This window comes from Endozoicomonas sp. YOMI1 (assembly GCF_024606345.1).
Classification (GTDB): domain Bacteria; phylum Pseudomonadota; class Gammaproteobacteria; order Pseudomonadales; family Endozoicomonadaceae; genus Endozoicomonas.
On sequence record NZ_JAHHPM010000152.1, the window covers coordinates 1 to 3,417 of the forward strand.

The 3,417-nt window shown below is 44.4% G+C and carries 5 protein-coding genes; 4 read left to right on the forward strand and 1 reads right to left on the reverse strand.

Annotation, left to right across the window (positions count from 1 at the left end; translation table 11 throughout):
* Positions 1 to 304 (reverse strand): hypothetical protein (locus tag KDK15_RS05300; protein WP_257294324.1); only part of this gene is annotated, 304 nt, incomplete at its 3' end.
* 208 nt (positions 305 to 512) lie between these two features.
* Between KDK15_RS05300 and mutM the strand changes: the two genes are divergently transcribed.
* The 4 genes from mutM to KDK15_RS05320 all read left to right on the forward strand — a co-directional run bounded on the left by mutM (position 513) and on the right by KDK15_RS05320 (position 3,328).
* Positions 513 to 1,328 (forward strand): bifunctional DNA-formamidopyrimidine glycosylase/DNA-(apurinic or apyrimidinic site) lyase, encoded by an 816-nt coding sequence (gene mutM, locus KDK15_RS05305; protein WP_257294328.1) that lies wholly within the window; start codon positions 513 to 515, stop codon positions 1,326 to 1,328.
* A gap of 188 nt (positions 1,329 to 1,516) precedes the next feature.
* Complete coding sequence (locus tag KDK15_RS05310; RefSeq protein ID WP_257294325.1) at positions 1,517 to 1,960, forward strand: hypothetical protein; 444 nt, start codon at positions 1,517 to 1,519, stop codon at positions 1,958 to 1,960.
* On the forward strand, positions 1,960 to 2,862 hold the full coding sequence (locus KDK15_RS05315) for a hypothetical protein (RefSeq protein WP_257294326.1): 903 nt from the start codon (positions 1,960 to 1,962) through the stop codon (positions 2,860 to 2,862). Before KDK15_RS05310 ends, KDK15_RS05315 begins: the two co-directional genes overlap by 1 nt.
* 130 nt (positions 2,863 to 2,992) lie before the next feature.
* Positions 2,993 to 3,328 carry a translation initiation factor gene (locus KDK15_RS05320; protein WP_257294327.1) on the forward strand — a complete coding sequence of 112 codons (336 nt, stop codon included), beginning with the start codon at positions 2,993 to 2,995 and terminating at the stop codon, positions 3,326 to 3,328.
* The last annotated feature ends 89 nt before the right edge of the window (positions 3,329 to 3,417 follow it).

The window sequence follows — 3,417 nt, forward strand, 5'->3', positions numbered from 1 at the left end:
CATAGCGATCACCATAACGAGCAGATATACTCACCAGCCAATCCATTTTTTCTTGCGTGATGAGAGCATTAAAATCATGTATAGGTTTTACTGAGTGTTTTGGTGGATAGTGAGCAGAACATGCGTCAGAAGTATGACAAAATTCATTACGCCTTGGGATATAGAAGGGTGGAGTATTCGTCTGCCTGACTGAGCCATGCCTATATAGCCCACTCCTTGAAGCATCGGCATGATCATCCGGTTGCTTATAATCATTACCTGATGTCGTGTATTTCCAACTTATACCAGCAGCACCTGTTTCCATAATTATATTTTCCTGAATTCAAGTAATAAAAAATATAAAAAGTAGACTGCTGCTCTGGCTAAAGTTTACTTTGCTGAAATGTCCATAAATGATCGAAAAAGTCGGCATGATTCAGGAGGGCCGCCAGTTAGCGTATTATAAAACTGATAACGGATTTGATGACCGGCCAGAAGGCAGTAATTTGATCGTATCAACGGAGCAGACAACCATGCCGGAGCTACCAGAAGTTGAAACCACCCGGCGAGGCATTGAGCCTCATATTGAAGGTCACACCATTCAGGAAATCATTGTCCGTGAACCCAGTCTCCGCTGGCCGGTGCCTGACAATATCAATCAAATCCTCAGTGGCAAGACGATCAGGCAGGTAAAGAGAAGGGCAAAGTACCTGCTGCTGGATACCGGGTCAGGCCACCTGATTCTGCACCTGGGGATGTCCGGTAGCCTGAGGGTGATAACAACCGATACACCTCCGGAAAAACACGACCATGTTGATATTCTGCTGACCGATGGACAACGATTAAGATACACAGACCCCCGCCGTTTCGGTGCCGTTCTCTGGTCTGCACGCCCTCTCCATGAACATAAGCTGCTAAAGCACTTGGGGCCTGAGCCTCTGGACAGTGGGTTCACGGCCCAGCGGCTATGGCAAATGTCCCGGGGCAGAAGCCAGTCAGTAAAGACGTTTATTATGGACAATAAAGTGGTGGTCGGTGTCGGTAACATTTATGCCAGTGAAGCATTGTTCAAAGCCGGTATAAGGCCTGACCGAGCCAGTGGAAAAATCTCTCTGAAACGCTATGAACGGCTGGTTGACGCTATCAAAGAGACTCTGGCCAAAGCGATTGAACAAGGCGGTACAACCTTGCGTGATTTTGTCGGGGGAGATGGTAAACCCGGTTACTTTAAACAGGAGCTGGCGGTTTATGGCCGGGCAGGCCAGCCGTGCATCCAGTGCGGCAAAACCATTAAGGCAATAAAACTGGGGAACCGGAGCAGCTGTTATTGTGCTCACTGCCAACGGTAATGAACGACAGTATTAGTTTAACTAATTGACAGAGGACACAATTCGAGATTGATAAACAACTGTTGTATGCAAAAAAAATGAACTTGTCACGTGCTTAATGGTCAGATCCTGCACTGTTTGCATATCATCTGAAACCAGCGAAAACAGGTCATTTCAAGTCGCTGCCAAGACGGGGTCATGAAAAACAGATGAATCTTACAATTAACGGCAAATATAATCACTACAGGGATTTTTATCATGAAGACAAACCCTACGAAGGGCATCTGTCTCCGGCAAACATGGCTGAAGCGGGCATCGGTTTGCACAGAAAAGGAGTCGTAAATTGTCACTATGGTTTCGTTGGATGTTATTGGTTTCAATACAATCACCACTATATGTTAATTGCTTCACACTGGCATGGCTGCAGGTCTACACCAAAGATCAGGCATCAAGAGTTGTATAATTGTCCGCCCTGCATAGAGACGAAAAAATACCAATATCCGGTGTTGACCACGGATGATGGTGAAGATGTCACCGGAGCAACATTTCAAATGGTCATAGCTGGTGGTTTTGTCCCGCATCCACGCCCCGGTTGCAGACAAGCAGTGCTGGTGACTAACAAAAATCATGAATTCCCAGTAATGGACCAGTAATGGACAGCCAGGCCGCACAACACGAAGTGTTTTTGATCATAATTGACACACTGAAGAAAAAGATCAGATACAGGATTGAGAGAAGTAATATTGGTATTTTGGACTTCGCCCAACAGTTTCATCATGTGATATATCTTGAACACTTCAATTCTTTATTTGCGAAACTTCAGCTGGAAACAGACCGATTCATCACGCTTTTAAACCAGTTTCAATTGCAGGTAGCAAATAAAGATGACAAAGATGAGATCAGGAAAAAAATAGATGAGATTACTGAGGTATTAAAAGTGGATAACATTAAAAAAGAAATAAGTGAAATTATTGATGTAATCACTAATTATGAGAAGGCAAACGCTTTTTCAACAATAATTAAACGCCTGAAAGACCGTAAACGTATGGCTGGTGCTGAAGATATGCCTGAGCTTGATAGGGTTGTGCAAGCGCTGGTCAAACTGAGCGAAAGTTATGCCGGGCAATTTTTTCTGAATGATTTTTTTGATAGATCCGTCAAGACTGCAGACTTTAACGATTTTTTTGCTAATTTTCAGCACTATTTCTGGAACAGGTCAGACGACAATAAATTAATTGTGGATATAATGATTTCCCGTTCTGAACTTCTGGCAAGCATAAACCCAGTTGATGAAAAGGTCGAAGAGCTGTTAACCATCTACCTGGAAGCTTGTAATAGCCAGGATCCTCCTGTTTCAGATAACCCTGCCCAAACTTTGCAAAGCCCGCTGTTAGGTGAGTTTGTACCCAATCGGCTAACCGATGCATCCTTGGCTAATGAGCAAAATTCTATTTCATGGGAAATAACAAAAAATGCTTTTCGAATACCAGATTGCTGCGTAACCGGCTGGTTGACTGACACTGACCACGTACTTCACTGTCATTTACTCCCCTGATTTTCGGTCACTCTGCACAATGATGATAGTTGGGAGCAGGTTTTTCCAAGACCTGACACTGTTTTTTGGCTTCTGGACAAGTGATAGGTATGACGTTAAAAAGATAATTTTATGAACCAAGAGGTTAACAATGAGCAACTATCAACGTAGCTCAGAAAGTAAGCTGGTCTATTCCACCGATGTTGGTCGAATAAAGGAAGAAACAACCACACCAGAAGTGGTGGGTGATGGCAACGTTCGTGTTCGTCCGGAGAAAAAAGGAAGAGGCGGTAAACTGGTCACGGTCATCAGCGGACTGCCGTTGGCAGGCAATGAACTGAAAGCGTTTGCCAAGCAGTTAAAGAAACGCTGTGGCGGCGGTGGTGCGGTTAAAGAGGGCAATATTGAACTTCAGGGAGACCACGTTGATATCATGGTTGAACATTTGAAAAAAGCGGGTTTTGATGCCAAAAGATCCGGTGGCTAGGAGGCTGTCCGAGAATAGCGCCCGTCTAGGCGACCCCGTAGCGAGGACGACAGAAAATTGAGGATAAAAATTCGGTTTTGTGAGGTGAA

What these genes read in the sequence shown, in the direction of transcription:
- mutM (WP_257294328.1), top strand. Translation starts at nt 513, where the DNA reads ATGCCGGAGCTACCAGAAGTTGAAACCACCCGGCGAGGCATTGAGCCT.
- KDK15_RS05310 (WP_257294325.1), top strand. Translation starts at nt 1,517, where the DNA reads ATGAATCTTACAATTAACGGCAAATATAATCACTACAGGGATTTTTAT.
- KDK15_RS05315 (WP_257294326.1), top strand. Translation starts at nt 1,960, where the DNA reads ATGGACAGCCAGGCCGCACAACACGAAGTGTTTTTGATCATAATTGAC.
- KDK15_RS05320 (WP_257294327.1), top strand. Translation starts at nt 2,993, where the DNA reads ATGAGCAACTATCAACGTAGCTCAGAAAGTAAGCTGGTCTATTCCACC.